A 22,716-nucleotide genomic window follows, 5' to 3' on the forward strand; every position below is an offset into this window, starting at 1 on the left:
GCATCGAACATTGGCACTTGCAAACGACTTATCATGTGATAGCTTTGATAAAAGCTAAGATAATATAGTAAGGCACGGTTATGAGCACAGCATACGACGAGATCAAAACCCAACTACAAGGCTCAATGGTAGCCTTGATAACGCCCATGCATCCTGACGGCACGGTCGATTATAAACGTCTGGCAGACCTCATAGATTGGCAAATTGAACAAGGCACTCATTGCCTCGTCGCCGTCGGTACGACTGGCGAATCCGCGACATTGTCAATGCAAGAACATAGCGATGTGATTCGCTATTTTGTGCAGCATGTCAAAGGTCGCGTGCCAGTGATTGCTGGTACAGGCGCGAACAATACCATGGAAGCGATCAAGCTGACCAGAGATGCTAAAGAAGCGGGTGCAGACTGCGCATTATTGGTTGCTCCTTATTATAATAAACCGCCACAAGAAGGTTTATATCAACATTATAAAGCCATCGCTGAGGCGGTGGATATGCCGCAGATGCTTTATAACGTGCCGGGACGTACGGTCGTTGATATCGCGCAAGAAACCGTTGAACGCTTAGCTGATATCGATAATATCATTGCGATTAAAGATGCGACAGGTTCGGTTACTCGCGGTGAGCAATTAATTAAAGCCGTTGGTGATAGACTTATCGTCTTATCTGGTGATGATGGCACAGCGCTTGAATTGATGAAAGTTGGTGGCAAAGGTAATATTTCTGTGACTGCCAACGTTGCCCCAAAAGCGATGAGCGAAACTTTTACAGCAGCCTTACGCGGTGATTTTGACGCGGCTAACAAAGCACATGATGTCGTTAAGCACTTACATCGTGATTTATTTATTGAATCCAGTCCTATCCCAGCGAAGTACGCCCTGCATAAAATGGGTATGATAGATACTGGTATTCGCTTGCCACTCGTATGGTTGGCTGAACAACATCATGCAACGATTGATACCGCCCTGGTTCGCGCAAACCTATTATAAAAATTAAGCTTATAAATGCTAAGTCTGTTATTCATGACATCGGTTTAGCAACCGTTTATAAGATTTTGTAAAACGATAAGCTGATTGTCTACATAGGCAATGATTGCTAACTCAGAGAGATAATATGATGAAAGTATCATCAACGACAGTCAAAATATTCCCTGCTATGATGACCTTGATTTTGGGTAGCACCTTAGTATTAAGCGGCTGCCAAGCGACAAAAGAATTGATTGGCAAGCGTGATAACGGTAGCTTAGAGTATCAGCAAAGCAAAAAACTTACGCCAATAGAGCTACCTGTTGCGCAAGAAACTGCGCCGTTTGTACCGCTATACCCCACACCCAATGCGGGTGCAAGTACACTCAAATTACAGAATGAGTCGGGTAAACAGTATCAATTGCCTAAACCTCAACGTGGTTTGGCTGCGGTTGAAGCATCAGAGTAAACCCCTTTTTCATCCCTATCTATACCGCTGGTTTTTTATTAGTGTTAGCTCTATTTGGTTAACACGGTAATATAAAACTCTTAGCGGTCGCTGCGCGTTTTTACCACATAAGCTTGAACGAACAGGAATCCCCATAATGCAAAAGCAAGAACTGCTGTATAAAGGCAAAGCCAAGTCTGTTTATGAAACAGAAGATAACGATCTGCTGATTTTACATTTCCGTGATGATACCTCAGCGCTTGATGGTAAGCGTATCGAACAATTAGCACGCAAAGGCGTGGTAAATAACCGATTCAATGCTTTTATCATGCAAAAACTGACTGACGCTGGCATCGAAACACATTTTGAAAAGCAATTGTCTGAAGACGAAGTGTTGGTCAAGCGTTTGGATATGATTCCGGTTGAGTGCGTTGTGCGTAACTTTGCTGCGGGCAGTTTGGTACGTCGTTTAGGTTTAGAAGAAGGTCAAGCCTTGACACCACCTACTTATGAGCTGTTCTATAAAGATGATGCGCTTGGTGATCCGATGGTGAATGAGTCGATTTCTGTGTCTCTTGGTTGGGCAACTGACGCCCAACTGGCGAAAATGGAAGAGCTGAGCCATCAAGTAAATGTAGTGTTAACAGCTCTGTTTGATGCAGGCGATTTGATACTGGTAGACTTCAAACTAGAGTTCGGCGTATTCCACGACCGTATTGTTTTAGGTGATGAGTTTTCACCGGATGGTTGCCGTATTTGGGATAAAGTTACTAAGAAAAAATTGGATAAAGATCGTTTCCGCCAGTCATTAGGCGACGTCATTGAAGGTTATGAAGAAGTGGCAAAACGTATTGGTGTGCCATTAAGCTAAGTGCTTGATCAAGATTTAAGAAAATAAAAAACTGAGCCACGTGCTCAGTTTTTTTATGGCTATAGGATAAAGTGATTATCTAATGATAAGGTATAAAAGGCATCTAAAGTACGGGTAATTTCTTATACTAATTTCGGTTCCCTAGTGAGGACTTGAACACTAGGCTGCAGGGTAATAGCACAGATGGCTTAAAGTATTAAGGTGCTATTAGTGTACTTGGCAAAGTACATAATGTTAATGTTTTGAGGTTAAACTAAGTGAGATGTTATGGAACATTTAAATCTAGATTTTGAGAACAGTGTCAATTTTATAAAGGTTAGAGGTTTATTCTTTAAAAGCTTTAAACTTTCTTTAGTTGTTGACACTGAGCTGTTTTCCTATCCTAAGGATAGTGAAGGCCAATCTGATATATTCTGGAATATCTCAAGTGTTGAAGATTATAAAGATATTAAATTTCGTTCGTATATCAGTTTTTCTGAGGAAGTAAAGCTAACAATGAATGAAATTCTGTTATGGCTTTCTAGTATTTCCACAAACCTAGATTCAAAAATATATGTTCAAATTGAAGATTCTGATGATATCCTCGGCTATTTTGCAGCATGGTATGTAGATGGTAAAACTAAAAGTATAGTTTTAGAAGCGAAAGAGGTTTTTAAAGAATCTGAATTTGCTTATTGTAAACCTATAATTGACATGTCTGAAAATTTAGATATATAAATCGTAGGTTTTCAACACATAGGCTAGGTGGAGCTTGCGACACTCAACATTCTAAGTGTATACCTATGGCGAACCAATCAGGCGTTCTCACTGGTTTGGTTCCCTATACAGGCATCGAACTGATAGTCTTAGATACGACTTTAATGGCTATGAAATCGATAGGATGGATAATTCCCATTAAGCTATTTGATTGAAATCTCCCAAGTTAGTTTCTGCAAGATTGTCAGCACAGCTCAGACTCTAAAGAGTGGGAGTTTAAGATGGTTAATCGACTAAGAAAGGATGCATCACAGTTTAGTAAGCGCCCAATTAGAGAGTATCTAGAATATTCAGTCACGATTATATTGAAGCTTAGTGGGCTTCGTGTCTCGCGGACATTTAGCCGGTCAAATATTATGCTTTGCGGCTACATACCTTCCAAAATTGTCTAGCACACCCTGCCAATCTGCCCGCTCCTCGTTGCTGGGGATCGCCGGATCAGCGTTAAACGTCTGTCGGACGATAGTGCCAGTGCCGTTTTCGGAAAAATCCACGCGGATAAGGCGGTCATCATCCATCTGCCGCCATTCGATCAGACGGTTTGTTTCTACTTGCGTGTAGATAGCGGCAAAATCGAAACCTGACTTGCCAACTTTAGACTCGATGCGCAGTTCTAACAAACCACCAACCTTCAAATCGTTCGATGCCGTGATCGTATGCCATTCGCCGCAAGAGTCCCATTGTAGGATGTCATTCGGATCATTGAAAGCGTACCAAACGACATCGATCGGCGCAGGAATTTTGGTTTCAGTAATGATTTTCATGAGTTAGAACTCCACGGTGCGAGTAAAGTTTTTTATCTTCCTAGATTGTTAAATTCTAAAAAGTAAGGTGTGTTGTTGTATTCTCTCAAAATGTTGAGCTTCCGACAATCTTAGGGCGGTTTAGTCTTATAAACGTGTTAAATAGGGTATACCCTAATGGAAGCACCTATTTATACCTCTTAATCAATTAATAGACCACTCAAAATAGACCTGTTTAATGGCACTACTTATGACAGACTACTAAGCTTTGTGCGTGTGCTTACTGCTCATGAAACCTCATAATAATTCACCCCCCTGACTATACTTATTTATGGCTGCCCTTAAGCTTGAGCGTGACCATTTCAAGCATTCGTTCTCTCATTTAAATTTCTTATACAGCCATCAAACACAGCGCAAACATTGTCCTAGATACCGCATGTTATTTTTATGCTAACTTATTAGCTGTTAAGAATATAAAAATAATAAAAGGTCGTCATCAATGCTAACGCCTGAACTGCCCACGACTCAGTCTACTATTTTAGAGCCATCGTGGTTTACCCGGCCAACTTGCGTGGTCGCTGCTGACTTAATTGGCAAAATTTTGTGTCGTCAGCTGGCAGATAGCGATGGTAAGCAAAAAATCTTGCGGATGCGTATCTCAGAAACGGAAGCCTATATTGGTGAAGATGATGCGGCGTGTCATGCGCATGCAGGCACACGCACGCCACGCACAGAGGTTATGTACAGTCAAGGCGGTGTGTTTTATGTGTATCTGACCTATGGCACTCATCATATGCTCAACTTAGTCAGCGGACCGATTGAGTCGCCAGAAGCTGTTCTAATACGTGCTGGATTTTTAACAGACGATAGTGACCGCTTGATTGAAGAGCAATTACTAGGATCGATTAAGCAATTAAATCATATTAAACAGCTGGCAGGTCCTGGAAAGCTGACGAAGGGCTTACAAATAGATCGAGCGTTATACGGCAAACCGATCATTCCCGCCTCAAAAGTCTGGGTCGAAGATGATGGTTGTCAGCCACCAGTGTCACTGCGCCCCCGCATCGGTATCGATTACGCTGGCGAGGCGAAAGATTGGTTACTGCGCTATATATGGACCGACCATCCTTCTCTATCGAAAAAATAGCTGCTTTTATGGTTTTCTTTGATTGAATTTTAAAGATACTTGATGAGGTTAATATATGTATAAACTGACCGTTTTTATTCCAGAAGAGGCGTTAGAGCAGGTAAAATCAGCGTTGTTTGCTGCGGGCGCTGGGAAGATTGGCAATTATGAACAGTGCTGCTGGCAAGTGCAGGGTGCAGGGCAGTTTATGCCATTGAAAGACAGTAAGCCGCATATTGGCGTGCATGATAGTTTAGAGACTGTCAGTGAGTGGCGGGTAGAGATGGTGGTTGCTACTGCCAATATTGATAACGTCGTCCACGCATTAAAGCAGGCGCATCCTTATGAAACGCCTGCCTACGATGTCATTGAAGTACTGGATTTTTAAAAGAAGCTCTTTAACATGTGTTTTTAACAGTGGCTCGGCTTTGAACCGAAGTGCCACCTTTAAAATCGCTCAAACCTCTTATCCTAAAAAGCCAGATTATTAGTCTTCTTTTATTTTAATCACGTTATAGCTTGGATAAGCAAGTTCGATTTTATAGTCTTCACCACCACGTCGGGCTTTCACTTTTATTTTGCTGTCGCCTTTTTTATATTTGACGTCTTCAACACGGTAGCCCATGTTACTTACTTTATTAGCCGCCTTTTGCTCAATAGCGGGACGATAAAGATCGTTATCAATGGCCTTGATCGTTTTCTTGTGTTTCTTATAGACGCTACTGTCTTTATAAATATCTTCGTAGAGGTCGCTATAAGCGTTGTAGCCAGGAGCGGTGACACAGCCCGTCGTTATCGTCAATAGCATGGCTGCTATACTGGTCGCGGCGGTGGTTTTTAATAGAGATTTATGGTTCATAATGTAGACTCCTCATTGTCTGTACTCATTGTTCATATCAAGCCATCATTAACATCAAAGGTTTAGTTAAATGTTTTTAAAATACGTCTTAGCAGATATTAAGCTACATTAAACGTCATCAATCTTATAATAGCCGAGTTCAATTTTATAATCTTGGCCGCTAAACGCCTAGCCGTTAGGCCATATATTTCCTTTTTGATGACGTCTCCAAGAGTTTTATTCTATTTATAATGGTAATTGTTATTATTATAACGACCGTTATTATTGTATCGGCCCTTATTGTTTTTATGACTACCGTTATTATTGTATCGGCCCTTATTGTTTTTATAATGACCGTTTTTATTATTGTAGCGATTATTGTTGTTATTATAATGACCGTTATTATTATAATTGCCTTGATTATAACGGCCATTATTTTTATAGAGCCCGTTGCCGTGATTATTACCTTGCTGACGATGGACTTTCTGATTATCGTAGCTTGGTGTCACAGTGGTACAAGCAACGGTGGTGCCCAATAAGGCAACCACAAGACCAGCAGAAAAAACGGTTTTTAGCGTTGAGAAAGTGAAGGTTTTCATAATAAATGTTCCTATTATATTGTTAATATTTCATTCATTATGGTGACTGTATAGATACTCCATAATGAAATGCTATTATAAAAAATGGTCAGATAAACCAAGGGCTGGTTTATCTGACCAAAGGCATCAAATGGTTAACGATGCCAAAATTTTATCTGTTGCCTAAAAGAGTACAATTAACAAAGGTTAGGGTTGTTAATGTTAGTCTTTGTAATATCAGTCTTTTTCGATCTTAATAACGTTTAGGTTTGGATAGCCAAGTAAAATATCATATTCTTGTGAACCGCGTTTGGCCTCAATCTCAAAAATGCCGCGATTGTTCTTTTCTTCAAGCTCTATATCTTTGACCCGATAGCCCATTCCTTCTACTTTTCTAATGGCGCGCTGTTTAATCGCTGGGTAACGCGCTTCTTTCTTTATTCTGTCTTCGACATCATCATTTTTATAACGATTGTTATTATTATATTTACCGCTGTTATGGTGTTTACCATTGTAGCCATTGTTTTTATCTTGCCAGATATTAGACCAAGCTTTTTTGTTCGAACTAATGAGTCTTAGATCTGGAGAAGTGTATTTAAGCTCATACGCTTGATTATTCTTTTTGGCAAATGCGGTAAGCACACGATTGCCACGATTACTGTCAGACCTGATGTCCATTACTTGATAGCCTTGACGACGTAAGTCTTTACGCAGCTGTTGGATAGCTCGATTATTTTCAGCATTAGCATAGCCACTATTATCATTGTATATCGGATAATTATCATAACCCGAACCTGCCACGGCACAGCCAGCAGTTGCTCCTATTAGAGTAATTGCAAGACCTGCAGACAGGGCTGTTTTAAATGAGAAAGGTTTAAGCGTTTTCACGATGGAATCTCCTATGATATGAATTAACTGAATAATGTATTGGTCTTTCAATGTTTGATACTGAATAACGCTTAACAATCATAAATGATGCTAAAACTATTATTGTAGATAATAGATGTTTGTTCTTTATTCTATTTTTTTTGAAATGTTTTCTTACATGTACATAGTAAGACCTAAAACTCATTACCACATGTCATTGGTGTTAATAAGTTGTAAATTTTGCAAATAATTGCGTAAGCATTCGATACTTTAAGTCACCAAGGTGTTGTTAATAACCACAAACATCGCTAACACTTTTAAACTTCAGATTATTTTTATAGTACTTCGATAATAGGGTGTTATGATAAAGCTATAATTATCATAAGGTTATTGATTTATTGGTATTTGGTTTTAAGTTGACGTAAGCATATGCTTACATGCAAAGACGCTTACGCGACTTAACAGTAGGCTAATAATTTGACACTATACACACACGGCATAAGGGAATGTGACTCAAGGATTGAGTTAACCGTATTAAGGATAATACTTCAATCACTAGCATCAGGATGATAACAGCGATTGGAATAAGGACACATAACCCGTGTTGAAGGCAGTTAATGCCAATACTAGTAAGAAAAAATGGGCAGGATGCCCGACTGTCACAATATACTCAATATCTTGCAAGGATGCAGTGATTAGAGTCGTGATAGGTAACATGGATAGTTAACAATAAAGCCGCATAGCAATTCGTTGCTATGCGGCTTTATTGTGTCTGGGCTTTGCACTTTATCTTCCATCACCTATATCTTTCATAAACGCTCACTAATAAATAGAGTATAAAAAAACCGCATTAAAAAATAATGCGGCCTTTGTTTAAAGTGTTTGCTTTTTTACTAGTAATTATTTTCAGTGCGCCATGCGTCTACTTCACGTTCAGCATCATCTTTACTATGACCATAACGCTCTTGCACTTTACCGACTAGCTTGTCACGGCTACCTTCGACATGTAATAAGTCATCATCAGTAAGATCAGCCCATTTTTGCTTTACTGAACCTTTCATCTGTTTCCATTCGCCTTTCAGGGTATGTTCGTTCATTGATATATTCCTTATTCTAGTTATTGCGTTTTTTACACCACCTTTTCTTTAGAAAACTAATCTTTAGGAGACTAAATCAATAGGGTGTATAACGCTTTGATATCCAAGTTATTATTTATGATTCTTATTGCTTACTCTGTACTTTTTTTAAGTACCTTGCTTCTAGCGTTCTAAATACTTCACAATCAGCCAATAGCTAACTTGTGATACCAATATATGAATTTCAAAACACTTTGTCTGTATGGACAATGTTTTTACTGTTACCCGATTATGATAAAAACCATGACTATGTTATGGGTAATAGATTTATGTAATAGTGAGGGCGTTTTGTCAGCGTTGTACGTAACTCACGCGCGTAACTACCGTGCATACATTTGACTATGAGTTAGAGTGCCAGCGAGATATAGTAGAGAATAGACTGTCGGCAAATAAAGTCTTAAAAAGGAATTTATCATCGATCTATTGAGAATGATAATATAAAACAACAGGGAGCGTGACCATGAGCAGTGGATAGACTAAAACCCGTGAACTAACTCATTTTAGAACCTGCAATTTATGCGAAGCGATGTGCGGTATTGTTATCAAGCACGATGGTGAAAAAGTCTTGTCCATTAAAGGTGATAAAGACGATCCTTTTTGTAAGGGCTATATTTGCCCAAAGGCAACGGCTTTACAAGATTTGCATGAAGATCCTGATCGCCTGCGCCACCCTGTTGAAAGAACGGCCAATGGCTGGAAAGAAAGAAATAAGCTGGCCTGACGCGCTTGATAAAGTCGCTGCCGGTATTCAAACGGTGCAAAAGCAATACGGACAAAATGCCATTAGTATTTATCTGGGAAATCCGAATGTGCATAACATGGGCGGCATGCTGACCATTAAACATCTATTAAGCAGTCTGAAAACCCGCAGTCGTTTCTCTGCGACTTCTATCGATCAATTACCGCATCATATCGTTAGCATGCATTTATTTGGCCATATGCTGCGCATTCCTGTGCCTGATGTCAATCGTACGCAGTATATGCTCATCATCGGTGGCAATCCGCTGGCGTCTAACGGCAGCATTATGACTGCACCGAATATGCGCCAAAAGCTAAAAGATATAAAAGCGCGCAATGGTAAGGTGGTAGTCATTGACCCAAGGCGTACAGAAACAGCAGATATCGCCAGTGAACATCACTTTATTCGTCCAGCCACCGATGTGTTGTTATTATTAGCAATGCTCAATGAAATCTACCTGCAAGGCTATGCCAAGAAAGCACAGACTAATAATAGAGCTGTAGCACTCATGCCAGAGATTGAGCGACTGGCAGATTTTGCCAAAGATTACAGCGCTGAGTCAGTTGCCGATATTACCGGTATAAACGCAATCGAAATTAAGCGCTTAGTAAAAGAATTGGTGGTTGCACAATAGTTATCGCTTGGTCAAAGGTAAGCCTCGTTGCATCTCGATGCTGCATCCTGAGACGGCTGCGCAATATGGCATCAAAGATGGGCAAGATGTCAAAGTAACATCGCGCGTCGGTAGCGTGGTTATCGCAGCAGAAATTACTGATGAGCTGATGCCGGGGGTAGTGAGTATTCCGCATGGTTTTGGACATGGTCGTAAAGGCGTCAAGCAAAAGATTGCTCAAGCGCATGCAGGCGTCAGTGTTAATGATCTAACGGATGATACGTTAATCGATCGGCTGAGTGGTAATGCTGCTGTGAATGGCGTACCAGTAAAGTTGGAAGTAATTGAGCCAAAAGTGATTAATTTGGAGACCACCGACTCTGATGTTGATTCCGATATTGATTCAGGAAGTGCTGCATAGAATAGCTTTATAATAAAAGTCTTTAATGTAAATAAGAAAGGCGCTTATATTAGCGCCTTTTTTTGTATTCCTATACCTACAAAGTCAAAATCGACTGCTGGTGTTTCGCCTTGTATCAATAGACTAATAGCCTTTGCCGAACCACAAGCATGCGTCCAGCCGAGCGTGCCATGACCAGTATTGAGCCATAAGTTATCGAAAGTAGCGCTATTGTTGCGGCTACCGTGGCGGACTTGACCACTATGCGCGCGCCCAATCAATGGCACATTAGATGGCGTCATTGGCCGCAATCCTGTCCAATATTGCACCGAGTTGGCAATGATGCCTTTAGGAAATAATTGCTGCACACGGCGAGTGATGGCTTCACAGCGTGTGCTATTTAAGTCTAGATTATAACCATTAAATTCTGCCGTCCCAGCAACTCGTAATTTATCACCAAGACGCGAGGTCACTAGCTTAAATTCATCATCAATCAAGCTGACAAAGGGGGCTAAGTGTGGCGCGCGTGGATTGACCTGATAGGTCGCAGAATAACCTTTAGCAGGGAAAATAGGCAGATGCATATTGAGTGGCTTCATCAGCGCTACGCTATAACTGCCAAGTGTCAATACATGGCTATCAGCGCTAAAGGTTTGCGCGTTTTCGCCTTTAGGTCGAATGGTAATACTATGTACGTGCGGATGAGTAGAGTGAGTATCCGCATTGACGGCTAAAATCTCAGTATCGTATAAAAAATTAACGCCTGCTTTTATGCAGTACTCTGCTAAACGCTGGGTAAATAAGTGCGCATTGCCTGACTCATCACGGCTGGTATAAGTTGCACCCGTGAGTTTATGAGCAATGGGGTAAAGTGCTGGCTCAAGACTGACGGCATTATTGATATCAATCACATAACGCTCGCAGCCAAGCTCTTGCATACGCTCAGTTGGCACAATGGCGGCATTAAACTCAGCTTGATTGGTATAAAAGTGCATAATACCACGCGTTTGCTGCTCATAATTAATACCGATATCAGCACGCAGCTGCTGCAAAGCATCTCGTGAATACAGACCTAAGCGCACCATCTGTACCAAATTAGCATCTGCACGATCGGCGCGGCACTCTTGCAAGAATTGCATCGCCCATTTAAGTTGCGCCTTATCAGCACGCAAGCGATAAAGCAGCGGCGCATCTTCTTTAAACAGCCATTTGAGTGCCTTCATCGGGGTCGTAGGGTTTGCCCAAGGCGTGGCATGCGAGACTGAAATTTGACCACCGTTGGCAAAGGAGGTTTGCATGCCAGCAGCAGATTCACGTTCAATTACGGTTACATCATAGCCTGCTTGGCGAAGATACCATGCGGTGGTCACGCCCACTACGCCTGCTCCGAGTACCGCAATATGGGTCATAAAAATCCCTGCTAGGTTTATATCATTAAGCGCTTTCTATTTGGGACGGGCGACATCAGCCTGTAGCGCTGGTGGTAACTCTAGTATGGTTAAATCACTATCAGCAAGGTGTTCTGGACGGGCGACGACTAATGCTTCAAAGCCTTCTGGATTGGCGATAGCATTGACCACTTGGATTTTATCTAACTTTTCACCGGCAGCAGGTACATCACCTGAACCTTTAACACTTGTTCCTTTCACATAGTGCAAAAATGCTTTAGGAGCCGACTTAAAGTAAATACGGGCGATAACTTCTTGACCCAAATAACAGCCTTTATCGTAGTCCATACCACCGCGCTGATGTAGGCGCAGCTCTTGTGGTTGAAACTCGCCTTGGGTGGCTGCGACTATCCAATAGTTACCGACTGCGATACTAGATTGCATCCAAGCTTGGGTGTTTTCTGGCGTATTGTGGTCATCTTGATGGCTAAAGGTCGGTACATTATCGAGCACACAAGGATAAATCGGTGTTGGTGCACTGGTATCAAACTTTGAAAAAGCGCCGAATTTTTTAAAGTGCCCTTGTAAGGCCTCAGCGCAATCAGCACTGATAACCACGTCGTAATGCTTCTCAGCCTGTTTTTTAATCCAAAGTCCAAATTCAATCCGACCTTTTAAGTTACCGATGGCCGCTGCCTGATAGCTAAGTCCGAGCTTGGTGACATCACAAGTTAACTGTCCTTGTAAGAATTTTTCGGCATCCTCGCCTTGGACGGTCAATTGAGAAAATTGTGGTAATGCTGCTGCATTGATAGTTTGTGTCATTGTTATTATCCTTCTAATAAGAGGTTTTTTATAAATTACTAAAGGTTAAAAGTAAATGTTAAGAATAAGCGTCAAAAAATAATACGTCAGATTTTTATGCCAAATAAGCAACTATAAAATTAAATGAGGTTAAGAAGAGTACCACAAAAAACGCCGTCATAAAAAACGTCATCGTTCAGCTGACTATTCTCATTAAATTGGGTAGAGCGATTGGTTTTCAAGCGCACGAATTGGTTAAAGGTGGCGAGTTACGGTACAATATAGGCTCTACAATAAACCTAATTTATGATGGCTGCCGAGGGAATTATGAGCTTACCAAATTGTCCGAAATGTGATGCTGAATATACGTATGAAGATGGCGCGTTACTGGTATGCCCGATGTGCGCTCATGAATGGACAGCGTCAGAGACCGATGCTGCGCAAGCTGAAGACCAAGATGAGGTCATTCGTGATGCAGTCGGTAATGAGTTGCAAGATGGCGATACCGTTACTGTCATTAAAGACTTAAAAGTTAAAGGCTCTTCAACTATTATAAAAGTTGGTACAAAGGCAAAAAATATTCGCCTACTTCCTGATGCCTCTGATGGTCATGATATCGACTGTAAACTTGATGGTTTTGGTCCGATGAAACTTAAATCATCTGTGGTTAAAAAAGCTTAAATTGTTCAGCTTAAATGTGGTTGCATCTAATTGTTTGATCAACAATATTCAATCAGCGATATAAAATACTAAAGAACCAATATTAAAGAAATAATAAATAGAGAATAATTATGAGCACTAAAAACGAACAACTTTTTGCCCAAGCTCGCAAACACATTCCTGGTGGCGTGAACTCACCAGTCCGTGCCTTCGCTGGCGTTGGTGGCACACCGATTTTTATGCACCGTGCTAACGGCAGCAAGATTTATGATACCGAAGACAATGCTTATATTGATTATGTTGGCTCATGGGGTCCAATGATTTTGGGTCATGCCCATCCAAAAGTTATTAATGCGGTCAAAAAAGCCGCTGACGATGGGCTCAGCTTTGGGACGCCAACGCCATTTGAAACCACCGTTGCTGATAAAATTTGTGAAATTGTTCCAAGTGTTGAGATGATTCGCATGACCAGCTCGGGCACGGAAGCGACCATGAGCGCCATCCGTTTGGCACGCGGCTATACCGGACGTGATAAAATCGTCAAATTTGAAGGCTGCTATCATGGGCACTCTGATAGCTTGTTGGTTAAAGCTGGCTCAGGCATGCTCGATATCGGTGAGCCAACTTCTAAAGGTGTTCCAGCAGATTTTGCTAAGCACACTATTACTCTCCGTTATAATGATCCACAAGCGATAAAAGATTGCTTTGAGAAATGGGGCGAAGAGATTGCTTGTGTTATCGTTGAGCCAATCGCTGGCAACATGAACATGGTTATTCCTACCCAAGCATTCCATGATACGTTGCGCGCAGAGTGTACGGCGAATGGAGCAGTATTGGTTTTTGATGAAGTGATGACAGGTTTTCGTGTTGGACTTGGCGGTGCACAAGCGCATTTTGGTATTGACCCTGATTTGACTTGCTTTGGTAAAATCATCGGTGCTGGCTTGCCGGTTGGTGCCTTTGGTGGTAAAAAAGACGTTATGTCTTGTATCGCGCCACTAGGTGGCGTCTATCAAGCAGGTACGTTATCAGGTAATCCACTAGCGATGCGCGCTGGTATTGCGATGTTTGAAGATTTAACCGTCGATGGCTTTTATGATGAGCTTTCAGCGAAAGTTGACCATCTAATCGATGGTATTCAAGCTGCTGCTGATAAACATGGTATTAACTTACGCACCAATAAATTGGGTGGTATGTTTGGCATGTTCTTTGTCAAAGATAATGAAACTGCCGCGCCAAAGAATTTTGATGAAGTGACCGAATGTGACATGGATAGCTTTAATACCTTCTTCCATGGCATGCTCGATCGCGGTATTTATCTGGCACCGTCTGCTTATGAAGCAGGCTTTATGTCTATCAAGCATAGCAATGAAGATTTGGATGCCTCTATTAAAGCGGCTGATGAAATATTTGCAGAGATGGCAAAGGCGTAACGAGTTTATTTAAGACTCAGACGCTTAAAAAAACCAGTATGAGAAATCATGCTGGTTTTTTTATTAAAAATAAATATAGGTCTTATTTTATCGTACCTTATCGAATTTCCTGTCTTTTAAACTCAAATGACCGCGCAGCACATCTCCATACATCCGAAAATCGCTGGCAAAACTTTTTAATGGAAACTTAAAAGAAGCCGGTTTGTTTCTTTCAAAGAAAAAATGTCCAACCCAAGCACACGCGTATCCTGCAGCAATACCTTTAAGCAATGGTTTTGCTGAGCGATTCTTAATAGATTTTGCGAGTCCTATTAAACCAAAGCTACTGCCCGCAAAATGTAGCCGACGGCACGCCATATTTTGATGTTCATCCAAATAAAAATCATAAAATTTCTGTTTGGCTGGGTTGTTTACTTTTACAAGCGTGCTATTACTAACTTTCTCAGCGATTGTAGTCTTGGCTGGCGATTTTTGGGTGATCGTCTGATTCATGGTCTGGTTCATGGTTTTGGCTTCCTTGCTGGTTATCTCTCATCAGTCCGTGATGGATCTATAAGGCAAAATAGGGATGGTTTTTTATGGCATACACCATTGTTGTTACGGGTAAGTACTTGTTCTTTATTACAATATAAGGAACTTTTAATGTAGCAAACTGCTACTGGTAAAACAAGTACTAGAAGTGGACTGAGGCTTTCTTATTTAACAACTGTTTAATCAAATCCTAATCAGTGTTTAGCTATGGTAGCCGCTTACTTGCCAGCGTTTGGCATAAATGCTTTAATGGCAAAAATTGCGATATAATTGATTCTATTTAAGAGTGATACAGAGCGATATAGAGCTATTGATATTAATGTCTCTCTTTCATTGCGAATTTATATCGGTTTGATGTTTTTAATTCCTGAGTGTTATTACTTTTTTATCTAGTAGATGCTCTATTTTAAAAGCACGATATCTTTTAAATACTCTATTTTTTTATCTAACATGGTAACGACTTCTCTTATGCCCAAAGACTACCTAAAAAACCCACCACTCGCCGAAGATGAAATGATGGCAGCCATTGATATTGGCTCCAACAGTTTTCACCTAGCCATTGCTCGTCTCGACCATGGTGAGGTGCGAAAAGTGGTTTCTATGTCTGAAAAGGTGCAGTTAGCGGCAGGCTTGGATGAGCATAATATTTTAGGTGCTGCGGCTGAAAAGCGTGGTCTTGAATGTTTGAGCCGCTTCGTAGCTCGTTTAGACTCGGTGCCTCCTGAGCGTATTCGTATTGTCGCGACCAACGCTTTACGCCAAGCCAAAAATGCTAATGATTTTATTGATCGTGCGAATAAGATTTTACCCAAGCCCATTGAAATTATTGCGGGACGAGAAGAGGCGCGTTTGATTTATTTGGGCGTCTCGCACACCAATGCCAGTAGTGACAAGCGTTTGGTCATTGATATCGGTGGCGGTTCGACAGAATTTATCATTGGTCAAGAGTTTGACCCGCTATTGACCGAGAGCTTACAGATGGGTTGTGTCGCTTTTACCCAGAAGTATTTTTCTGACGGAATGATTACCAAAGAAGCCTTTCATAATGCAATCTCAGGTGCGCGTAAAGAAGTGCTTGCGATTAATGGTCGCTACCAAAAAGTGGGCTGGAGTAGTGTCATTGGCTCAAGTGGTACGATTAAAGCGGTGCGTAATGTCCTTGTCTCTAAAGGCTGGGCCGATGAGCAAGAACGCATCACTTATAAAGGGGTCAAAAAGTTAGAAAAATTACTGCTGAAAATTGGCAACGTCGATGATATCGATTTAGAAGGGGTCAAGGAGCACCGTAAAGCGGTATTCCCAGCAGGCGTTGCGGTGTTACGGGCAGTCATGAAGGTGCTGGGCGTTGAGACCATTACTTACTCGGATGGCGCGTTACGCGAAGGGGTCATGTATGACATGCTCGGACGCTTTGCTAGCGAAGATGTGCGTGACCGTAGCGTGCTGGCGCTGATTAAGCGCTACTCAGGTGATAAAAAGCAGGCTAAGCAAGTGGCCAAAACCAGTCGTATTCTCTTTGAACAAGTTCAAGAAAAACTTGGGCTCAGCACCGAAGATGGTGATCTACTCAGGCGGGCCGCTTTTTTACACGAAATAGGGCTGGCGATTGCTCATAGTAGCTATCATAAACACAGCGCCTATTTGATGGAATATTCTGACATTCCAGGGTTTTCGCAAGTCGATCAAAAACGTATGGCGCAGTTGATGCTCAATCATCGGCGTAAGCTTAAAGCTGATATGTTGGAGCAGACTTGTATGATTGGCGGCGATCAGCTGGTTTATCTCTGTCTGCTACTACGTTTAGCGGTACTGGCGCACCACAGTCGCAGTGAGTATGAATTACCAACATTAACGCTAAAAGTAGTCGATGAGCACCGCTGGGAAATCACCGTTGCCGATAGCAGTGAGCACTATGCTTTTTTATTATCAGATTTGTATACTGAAATTGAACAATTTGCTAAATGGGGCATTAAGCTGAGCGTCATTGAGGTTTAAAGATTTATAGGGTGAAACCAATATAGGCTGAAACTCGTGAGCGATTTAATCGTTATTTGGATAAAACTAACGTAACAAAAGCTGCGTTGTCGGTAATGTTATGGCATATAAGATGTGCTATTATAGTTTTTATTGAGTTTACAACTGTACTTTCATTATCCTAAAAGCGATAACGATGCCATTATTAAACATAACTCTATTAAACATAATTATGAAAGGGAAGCGTCTATGAGTACCGTCTGGGATAGCGTTCAGCTTGCACGGCATGCCAAACGTCCATTGTTTATGGACTATGTGAATCAGCTGTTTACCGAATTTGATGAGTTGCATGGCGACCGTGCTTTTGCTGATGATAAGGCAATCCTTGGTGGACTTGCGCGCCTAAACGGTATGCCAGTGATGGTCGTTGGCCAACACCGTGGTCGCAGTACGCGCGAGCGTATCGCCCATAACTTTGGTATGGCCAATCCTGAAGGCTATCGCAAAATTATTCGTTTGGTCAAAATGGCTGAGCGTTTTAATATTCCAGTCATGACCTTTGTCGATACTCAAGGCGCCTATCCTGGTATCGGTGCCGAAGAGCGTGGACAAGCGCAGGCTATCGCCGAGAGCATCGCTGTATTTTCAAGCCTAAAAGTCCCTATCATCGTCACCATCATTGGCGAAGGCGGCTCAGGTGGGGCGTTGGCGATTGGCGTTGGTGATAAAGTAAATATGCTACAAAACAGCATTTATTCGGTCATCTCTCCTGAAGGCTGTGCCTCTATCCTATGGAAGACGGCTGAAAAAGCGCAAGATGCCAGTGAAGCCTTAAAATTAAATGCCATCAATCTATATGAAATGGGTTTGATTGATGCGGTTATCGACGAAGGCGAGGGCGCACACGTGCAGCCACAGCCCGTGATGAATGCGCTAAAAGCATTACTCGTTGAGCAATTGAATGAGCTTGAGAATTTAGATGCGCACGATCGTTGTGAGCTGCGTTATGAGAAGTTCAAATCTTTTAACTCAGAAGTGATGTTGCCTTGCTAGTGCTCTGTCATTCTAAATAGCTAGTGAGTAGCTTTTAGCACTAGAGGTTTGCGCTTAATGTTAAAATAAAAACGTGTCATTTGATGGCGCGTTTTTTTGTGTTTATTAACCTATGTATTCGTTAATTTATAGCAGCAGCACTGTATCGTTTGAAGTGCTTTAACGATAGTAATCAAATAAATAAGGCTAATGATGAGCAGCAGCGCAATTCTTCCATATCCTATTGAGCCAATAGCTGAACTGTCGATTGATGATAATTTGGCAAAAGCGTTATTAAACAGTCTAGCTGAGTATGGCGAAAATCTACACGGTCGCCGAATTTGGCTGGCCTGTAGTGGTGGGCGTGATTCATTAGCACTTGCAGCGCTGTGTGTGCAGTTATATTGGCAAGGTAAGTTGCCGTTTTTACCGCAACTACTGCATGTTAATCATGGCTTGCAGGTGGATAGTGGTATTTGGGCGCAGCATGTGGCTAATTGGGCAGAGGCTCAAAAGATACCATGCCATATTTTACATGCGCAAGTAAACGGTCATGATGAGCAAGCAGCAAGACAAGCTCGCTACGACGTTATGCGCGCGCAACTCAATCTAGACGATGTTTTATTGTTAGCCCATCATGCCGACGACCAAGCGGAAACGGTGTTGATGCGCCTGATCCAAGGCGCTGGCGTTAATGGTCTATCTGGTATGCAGCCGTGGCGTGTACAGCCACAGGGTGCGCATCGCATCGTATTATGGCGACCTTGGCTCACTATACGTAGGAGCCATATTACAAATTATGCTCAGCGTTTAAAACTACCGTATATCGATGACCCAACCAATGACGGTGGTGATAATGTCCGTAGTGGACTGCGCTGTGACATCATGCCGGTATTGGCTAAATATAATCCCAACGTTATTGATAATATTGCTCGTAGTGCGCAGTTATTAAGCGATGCGCAATTAACGGTTAATGCACAAGCAGCAGAAGATTTACAGCAGACAGAGGTAGCATCATTACAGCTGTCATCTGCTCAAAGAGTACTAAATATTGATAAGCTAAAAGAGTTGCCACTTTATCGTCAGCGACAATTATTGCACTATTGGTTAGGTCAAGATGAGCCATTACCGCCTGCTAAGCAGCTTGTTGATGATGTCTTAAGCTTAAGCCAACGTTATGACCATGATCATCAAACGGCGCTTTTTTGGCAAGGTCGCAAACAGTCCTATACTATTCGCCGCTACCGTGAACAGCTTTATCGGCTTAGTAATGAATGGCTAATATGGCTTAAAATCCCGCTTGTCGAACAAATGCAGACGTTGTCTAATACTGTCTTGTTTGAGACTAATTTAACTGGCACTAATTTGCGTGATAGTAAGCCTGTATCCATTACGGTACGTAGCAGCCAAAACCTTACTTGGCAGTTGCAGATTATGCCAAATGCGTTGGCGCAACTATTAGACAATGATAAAAGTGATATTGCGCTCAAGACAGTACTAAAAATAACACCATTAAATCGTAAGCAGCGCTTGCAAACGGCACTGGCGTCGCGCCCGCAATCTGGTAAAAAGCTATATCAAACCTTGGGTATTCCACTATGGTTACGCGAGAGTTTGATAGTCGTGACTCTTATATTTATAAATACAAAAGATGAAATACCTATAGAGTTGCCTTTATTGTTACTTTCGCCCTTTGAGAATTGGGTGTTAAGCGCTGATCATTCGAGTGTTTATAGCGATAACAAACCGCTTTTTGAAAGTATCAAAAGCAATATAATTTTTAATCAAACTCTTTAAAAATATAATATATTTATGCTGGTTTAATGACCGTACCGAAATACTTATAGTGAGCTTCAGACCGTTGTTCCAGTCATGAATTTATTAAACGGTGCTAGTAGCAGTATGGTAAACTGAGTGTCATTTTACCTATCGTTATGTTAGTTTGAGTACCTTTGAATTTGGTCAGCAGGAGACATCTATGTCAGTATTGGATAATAAGAAAATCAGCTTTATCGGTGGCGGCAATATGGCGCAGGCTTTGATTAGCGGGCTTGTAAGCTGCGGTGTCAAGCCCAGTCTGATTACGGTCGCCGATCCTAGTAGCGAGGCGCGTGAGCAACTCGCTGCTAAAGGGTTAAATACCGTTGATCCAACAACGGATGCAAAAGCTGCTGTTATCGATGCTGACATTGTGGTGCTTGCAGTAAAGCCGCAAGTGATGAAAGCGGTGGTCAGTGATTTTGCTGATGTTTTGGACAAGCAGTTGGTGATTTCGGTAGCGGCAGGGTTATCGACCCAGATTTTATCTGACATGTTGGGTGGCTATGGCAATATCGTACGCGCGATGCCAAATACGCCGGCGATGATTCAGATGGGTGCCACTGGTCTTTATGGTACTGATGCTATCTCTGCTGAGCAAAAGCAATTAGCAACGGCCGTCATGGAAGCGTCAGGGCTGGTGATGTGGGTCGATAACGAAGAGCACATGCACGCAGTAACGGCAGTTTCAGGTTCAGCCCCTGCTTACATGTTTTACTTTATCGAATCGATGGTTGATGGGGCAGTGGCTTTAGGGTTGGATAAAGAGCAAGCGTCAGCGCTCGCCATGCAAACCATGCTAGGTGCAGCAAAAATGGCGATGGAAAGTGATGATGCGCCCGCTGAGCTACGTCGCAAGGTTACCTCGCCAAATGGTACTACTCAAGCCGCGATTGAGTCGATGCAAGCCAATGATATTGGTCGTCAAATTAGTGAGGCCATGCAAGCTTGCTACGATCGCAGCCAAGCATTAAGTGAAGAGATGAGTAAGTAAGCACCTCTATATCAGAGGCAGGATTTTATAAAAAACCTGTCTTTGATTGGTAAGAATAAATGCCTGATAATGACATTCGTCATCCTAAAATCCGTTAATAATGTCACATTGAGTAGCACTTCATGAACAACATGTTATTGCAAATTTTTGATTTGGTCACCACCTTCGCCATGATGTTGGTGTTTATTCGTTTTATGCTACAGTTTGCAGGGATGGACGCCAGCAATCCTATGATTGCGCCTGCTTATAAAGCGACCCATATTGTCGATGTCTTTGGACGTATTTTTCCAACCGTCGGACAAGGTCGTATTAGTATTGCCGCTATTGTGCTGATGTTTTTGATTCGCCTGATTGATATTGCAGGAAAAGCAGCATTAACGCATAAAGGTATTGGTCCTGTACCGCTGTTTTTTACCGGTACTATTAGCTTGGTTTTAGACTTTTTACGCATGTGCCGCTACTTGGTGATTGGTTCTATCATTGTTAGTTGGATTGTGGTGTTTACCAGATCTGAGCATCCTATTATTGGTATCATTATCAATTTGGCCGAGCCAATTTTAGCGCCGTTTCGCCGTATTACGCCAAACTTAGGAATGATTGATTTATCGCCGATGATTGCCTTTTTTGCCTTCTATCTACTTGAGATTTTTATCGGTGGTTTGGCATCAAGCTTTATGCCGATGTTGGGCTAAGCTAGTTGAGTTAATAATTTTAAGAAAGTTTGAATAAAAAATTGGTAATAAAAAGGCGCTCTAGCTTAAGTTAGAGCGCCTTTTTTATGTTTGTCGTTTATATAAAAATAAATAATAAATAATAAATAATAAGTGCTAAAAGCGGACAAAGCGATTGGGTATCAATTGCGCTTTAGCATCATTAGGGTGCGGAACATCAGCAGCACGCAAGGTTTGGGTAATCCAACTATCGGCTGCCTTGACTGCATCGATAAGCGCGTCACCCATTGCCAAGCGTCCAGCAATAAAGCTTGCCAATGAGCAGCCAGAGCCATGAAACTCGCCATCTAAGCGTGGCAAGGTGCTTTTATGCACCATCTCGCCTTTGATATATAAATACTGCTCAATATCACCACTATCAAAATCATGTGAGGTTTTAACCAATACGGCATGAGTACCTTGGGCGCATAGTTTTTGCGCACCTGTATGCAAGTCTTGCTCCGCGCTTAAGGCGCGTAGCTCATGGGTGTTTGGCGTGATTAAAGTGGCATACGGCAACAGCTTTCTAAATGCAGTGACCAAAGTTTGCTCATCGCCTAAGCTGCCACCGCTATTGGCAACCAATACCGGGTCTAAAACAAAAGGTGTGCCAGCAGTGATAACCTGCTCGGCAAATAAGTGAGTTAGCATGGCGATATTATCAGTCGTACCAAGCATGCCTGATTTGATAACAGCAACAGGCAAGTCATTAAGCACTGCCATGGCTTGATCTCTTACTAAGCTTGCTGCACACGCCTCAAAGCCAATGACCTGCTGCGAGCTTTGTACGGTAATCGCTGTGCAGGCGATGGTAGTATGAGCACCTGCTTGCCCAATGGCTTCAATATCCGCTTGTAATCCAGCACCACCGGATGGATCTAACCCCGAAAAACACAACACGACTGGTCGCATAACACATCCTTTGATATCTTTTATAATAAGTAGCAAATACTATAGCCATCCGCTACCAAAAAAGCCATAAAGACCAATAAATTGTTAATTATGCGAAAAGCATGATTAAAAGCTCAGAGAATGCTTGCAATTCGTTTGGGCTTTGCTATAATACCGCCCACGGCATAAGACGTATCATTAGCATTGATACTGTGTTTAAAGAAGTGTTTTTTATTAAAAAATATTTTGATAAGCGTTTTATATCGTTCGGTGAAGTGGGTGAGTGGCTGAAACCAGTTCCCTGCTAAGGAACCATACGTGTAAGCGTATCGAGGGTTCGAATCCCTCCTTCACCGCCATTTATTCGGTTTGTTAGTAGAGTTGTAATGCAATTTAACGTTGTT

At 41.9% G+C, this 22,716-nt stretch carries 25 protein-coding genes and 1 tRNA gene; 17 read left to right on the top strand and 9 right to left on the bottom strand.

What is annotated here, in order from left to right; genetic code table 11:
* Positions 1-80: 80 nt before the first annotated feature.
* The 4 genes from dapA (at position 81) to EPB74_RS03700 (ending at position 2,998) form a co-directional block, all read left to right on the top strand.
* Positions 81-986, top strand: coding sequence for a 4-hydroxy-tetrahydrodipicolinate synthase (gene dapA / locus EPB74_RS03685; RefSeq protein WP_089555671.1), 906 nt, complete (start codon positions 81-83; stop codon positions 984-986).
* A gap of 124 nt (positions 987-1,110) precedes the next feature.
* On the top strand, positions 1,111-1,431 hold the full coding sequence (locus EPB74_RS03690; RefSeq protein ID WP_274902834.1) for a hypothetical protein: 321 nt from the start codon (positions 1,111-1,113) through the stop codon (positions 1,429-1,431).
* Between the two features lie 136 nt (positions 1,432-1,567).
* Complete coding sequence (gene purC, locus EPB74_RS03695) at positions 1,568-2,281, top strand: phosphoribosylaminoimidazolesuccinocarboxamide synthase (RefSeq protein ID WP_274902835.1); 714 nt, start codon at positions 1,568-1,570, stop codon at positions 2,279-2,281.
* Positions 2,282-2,548: 267 nt separating this feature from the next.
* The gene (locus EPB74_RS03700) at positions 2,549-2,998 is read left to right on the top strand and encodes a hypothetical protein (protein WP_274902836.1); all 450 of its coding nucleotides are present in this window, start codon (positions 2,549-2,551) and stop codon (positions 2,996-2,998) included.
* A 386-nt stretch (positions 2,999-3,384) separates the two neighbouring features.
* Here EPB74_RS03700 and EPB74_RS03705 read toward each other — a convergent pair whose 3' ends face one another.
* Positions 3,385-3,801: an SRPBCC domain-containing protein gene (locus EPB74_RS03705; RefSeq protein ID WP_274902838.1), complete on the bottom strand. Its 417-nt coding sequence runs from the start codon at positions 3,799-3,801 to the stop codon at positions 3,385-3,387.
* Between the two features lie 478 nt (positions 3,802-4,279).
* Between EPB74_RS03705 and EPB74_RS03710 the strand changes: the two genes are divergently transcribed.
* Both EPB74_RS03710 and EPB74_RS03715 read left to right on the top strand, forming a co-directional pair.
* Positions 4,280-4,927: a DNA-3-methyladenine glycosylase gene (locus EPB74_RS03710; RefSeq protein ID WP_274902839.1), complete on the top strand. Its 648-nt coding sequence runs from the start codon at positions 4,280-4,282 to the stop codon at positions 4,925-4,927.
* A 55-nt stretch (positions 4,928-4,982) separates the two neighbouring features.
* Positions 4,983-5,294, top strand: a complete 312-nt coding sequence (locus EPB74_RS03715) for an NGG1p interacting factor NIF3 (RefSeq protein ID WP_274902840.1) — start codon at positions 4,983-4,985, stop codon at positions 5,292-5,294.
* Positions 5,295-5,393: 99 nt separating this feature from the next.
* Here EPB74_RS03715 and EPB74_RS03720 read toward each other — a convergent pair whose 3' ends face one another.
* From EPB74_RS03720 to EPB74_RS03735, 4 genes are all read right to left on the bottom strand, one after another.
* Positions 5,394-5,765: a hypothetical protein gene (locus EPB74_RS03720; RefSeq protein WP_274902841.1), complete on the bottom strand. Its 372-nt coding sequence runs from the start codon at positions 5,763-5,765 to the stop codon at positions 5,394-5,396.
* Between the two features lie 221 nt (positions 5,766-5,986).
* Positions 5,987-6,343 (bottom strand): hypothetical protein, encoded by a 357-nt coding sequence (locus EPB74_RS03725; protein WP_274902842.1) that lies wholly within the window; start codon positions 6,341-6,343, stop codon positions 5,987-5,989.
* Positions 6,344-6,559: 216 nt separating this feature from the next.
* Positions 6,560-7,210, bottom strand: a complete 651-nt coding sequence (locus EPB74_RS03730) for a PepSY domain-containing protein (protein WP_274902843.1) — start codon at positions 7,208-7,210, stop codon at positions 6,560-6,562.
* A gap of 872 nt (positions 7,211-8,082) precedes the next feature.
* Positions 8,083-8,286 carry a CsbD family protein gene (locus EPB74_RS03735; RefSeq protein ID WP_079690664.1) on the bottom strand — a complete coding sequence of 68 codons (204 nt, stop codon included), beginning with the start codon at positions 8,284-8,286 and terminating at the stop codon, positions 8,083-8,085.
* A gap of 565 nt (positions 8,287-8,851) precedes the next feature.
* Between EPB74_RS03735 and EPB74_RS03740 the strand changes: the two genes are divergently transcribed.
* From EPB74_RS03740 to EPB74_RS03750, 3 genes are read left to right on the top strand one after another with little or no spacing between them, the layout of a single operon-like run.
* The gene (locus tag EPB74_RS03740) at positions 8,852-9,046 is read left to right on the top strand and encodes a hypothetical protein (protein ID WP_274902846.1); all 195 of its coding nucleotides are present in this window, start codon (positions 8,852-8,854) and stop codon (positions 9,044-9,046) included.
* Positions 9,015-9,698: a molybdopterin-dependent oxidoreductase gene (locus EPB74_RS03745; RefSeq protein WP_274902847.1), complete on the top strand. Its 684-nt coding sequence runs from the start codon at positions 9,015-9,017 to the stop codon at positions 9,696-9,698. Before EPB74_RS03740 ends, EPB74_RS03745 begins: the two co-directional genes overlap by 32 nt.
* The gene (locus EPB74_RS03750) at positions 9,688-10,098 is read left to right on the top strand and encodes a molybdopterin dinucleotide binding domain-containing protein (protein WP_274902849.1); all 411 of its coding nucleotides are present in this window, start codon (positions 9,688-9,690) and stop codon (positions 10,096-10,098) included. Before EPB74_RS03745 ends, EPB74_RS03750 begins: the two co-directional genes overlap by 11 nt.
* Positions 10,099-10,142: 44 nt before the next feature.
* Here EPB74_RS03750 and EPB74_RS03755 read toward each other — a convergent pair whose 3' ends face one another.
* Both EPB74_RS03755 and ygfZ read right to left on the bottom strand, forming a co-directional pair.
* The gene (locus EPB74_RS03755; RefSeq protein ID WP_274902850.1) at positions 10,143-11,486 is read right to left on the bottom strand and encodes a D-amino acid dehydrogenase; all 1,344 of its coding nucleotides are present in this window, start codon (positions 11,484-11,486) and stop codon (positions 10,143-10,145) included.
* Between the two features lie 36 nt (positions 11,487-11,522).
* A complete protein-coding gene (gene ygfZ, locus EPB74_RS03760) occupies positions 11,523-12,290 on the bottom strand; it encodes a CAF17-like 4Fe-4S cluster assembly/insertion protein YgfZ (protein ID WP_274902851.1) in 768 nt (255 codons plus the stop codon).
* Positions 12,291-12,596: 306 nt separating this feature from the next.
* Between ygfZ and EPB74_RS03765 the strand changes: the two genes are divergently transcribed.
* Both EPB74_RS03765 and hemL read left to right on the top strand, forming a co-directional pair.
* A complete protein-coding gene (locus tag EPB74_RS03765; protein WP_274902852.1) occupies positions 12,597-12,950 on the top strand; it encodes a zinc ribbon domain-containing protein YjdM in 354 nt (117 codons plus the stop codon).
* A gap of 110 nt (positions 12,951-13,060) precedes the next feature.
* A complete protein-coding gene (hemL, locus tag EPB74_RS03770; protein WP_274902853.1) occupies positions 13,061-14,362 on the top strand; it encodes a glutamate-1-semialdehyde 2,1-aminomutase in 1,302 nt (433 codons plus the stop codon).
* Positions 14,363-14,449: 87 nt separating this feature from the next.
* Here hemL and EPB74_RS03775 read toward each other — a convergent pair whose 3' ends face one another.
* Entirely contained in the window at positions 14,450-14,854 is a 405-nt protein-coding gene (locus EPB74_RS03775) for a DUF962 domain-containing protein (protein ID WP_274903158.1), read from the bottom strand.
* A 507-nt stretch (positions 14,855-15,361) separates the two neighbouring features.
* Here EPB74_RS03775 and ppx point away from each other — a divergent pair.
* The 5 genes from ppx (at position 15,362) to EPB74_RS03800 (ending at position 21,403) form a co-directional block, all read left to right on the top strand.
* Positions 15,362-16,888: an exopolyphosphatase gene (ppx, locus tag EPB74_RS03780; RefSeq protein ID WP_274902854.1), complete on the top strand. Its 1,527-nt coding sequence runs from the start codon at positions 15,362-15,364 to the stop codon at positions 16,886-16,888.
* A 228-nt stretch (positions 16,889-17,116) separates the two neighbouring features.
* Entirely contained in the window at positions 17,117-17,920 is an 804-nt protein-coding gene (locus EPB74_RS03785; protein WP_446740013.1) for an acetyl-CoA carboxylase carboxyltransferase subunit alpha, read from the top strand.
* A 192-nt stretch (positions 17,921-18,112) separates the two neighbouring features.
* Complete coding sequence (tilS, locus tag EPB74_RS03790; RefSeq protein WP_274902855.1) at positions 18,113-19,696, top strand: tRNA lysidine(34) synthetase TilS; 1,584 nt, start codon at positions 18,113-18,115, stop codon at positions 19,694-19,696.
* 181 nt (positions 19,697-19,877) lie between these two features.
* Complete coding sequence (gene proC, locus EPB74_RS03795) at positions 19,878-20,711, top strand: pyrroline-5-carboxylate reductase (RefSeq protein WP_274902857.1); 834 nt, start codon at positions 19,878-19,880, stop codon at positions 20,709-20,711.
* Positions 20,712-20,833: 122 nt separating this feature from the next.
* The gene (locus tag EPB74_RS03800; protein WP_089555688.1) at positions 20,834-21,403 is read left to right on the top strand and encodes a YggT family protein; all 570 of its coding nucleotides are present in this window, start codon (positions 20,834-20,836) and stop codon (positions 21,401-21,403) included.
* Between the two features lie 135 nt (positions 21,404-21,538).
* Here EPB74_RS03800 and EPB74_RS03805 read toward each other — a convergent pair whose 3' ends face one another.
* Positions 21,539-22,333: a hydroxymethylpyrimidine/phosphomethylpyrimidine kinase gene (locus EPB74_RS03805; RefSeq protein WP_274902858.1), complete on the bottom strand. Its 795-nt coding sequence runs from the start codon at positions 22,331-22,333 to the stop codon at positions 21,539-21,541.
* Positions 22,334-22,581: 248 nt separating this feature from the next.
* Between EPB74_RS03805 and EPB74_RS03810 the strand changes: the two genes are divergently transcribed.
* Positions 22,582-22,671: transfer RNA gene (locus EPB74_RS03810), tRNA-Ser, on the top strand.
* Positions 22,672-22,716 lie beyond the last annotated feature (45 nt).

It is taken from the genome of Psychrobacter sp. DAB_AL62B, from assembly GCF_028895345.1.
Lineage (GTDB): Bacteria > Pseudomonadota > Gammaproteobacteria > Pseudomonadales > Moraxellaceae > Psychrobacter.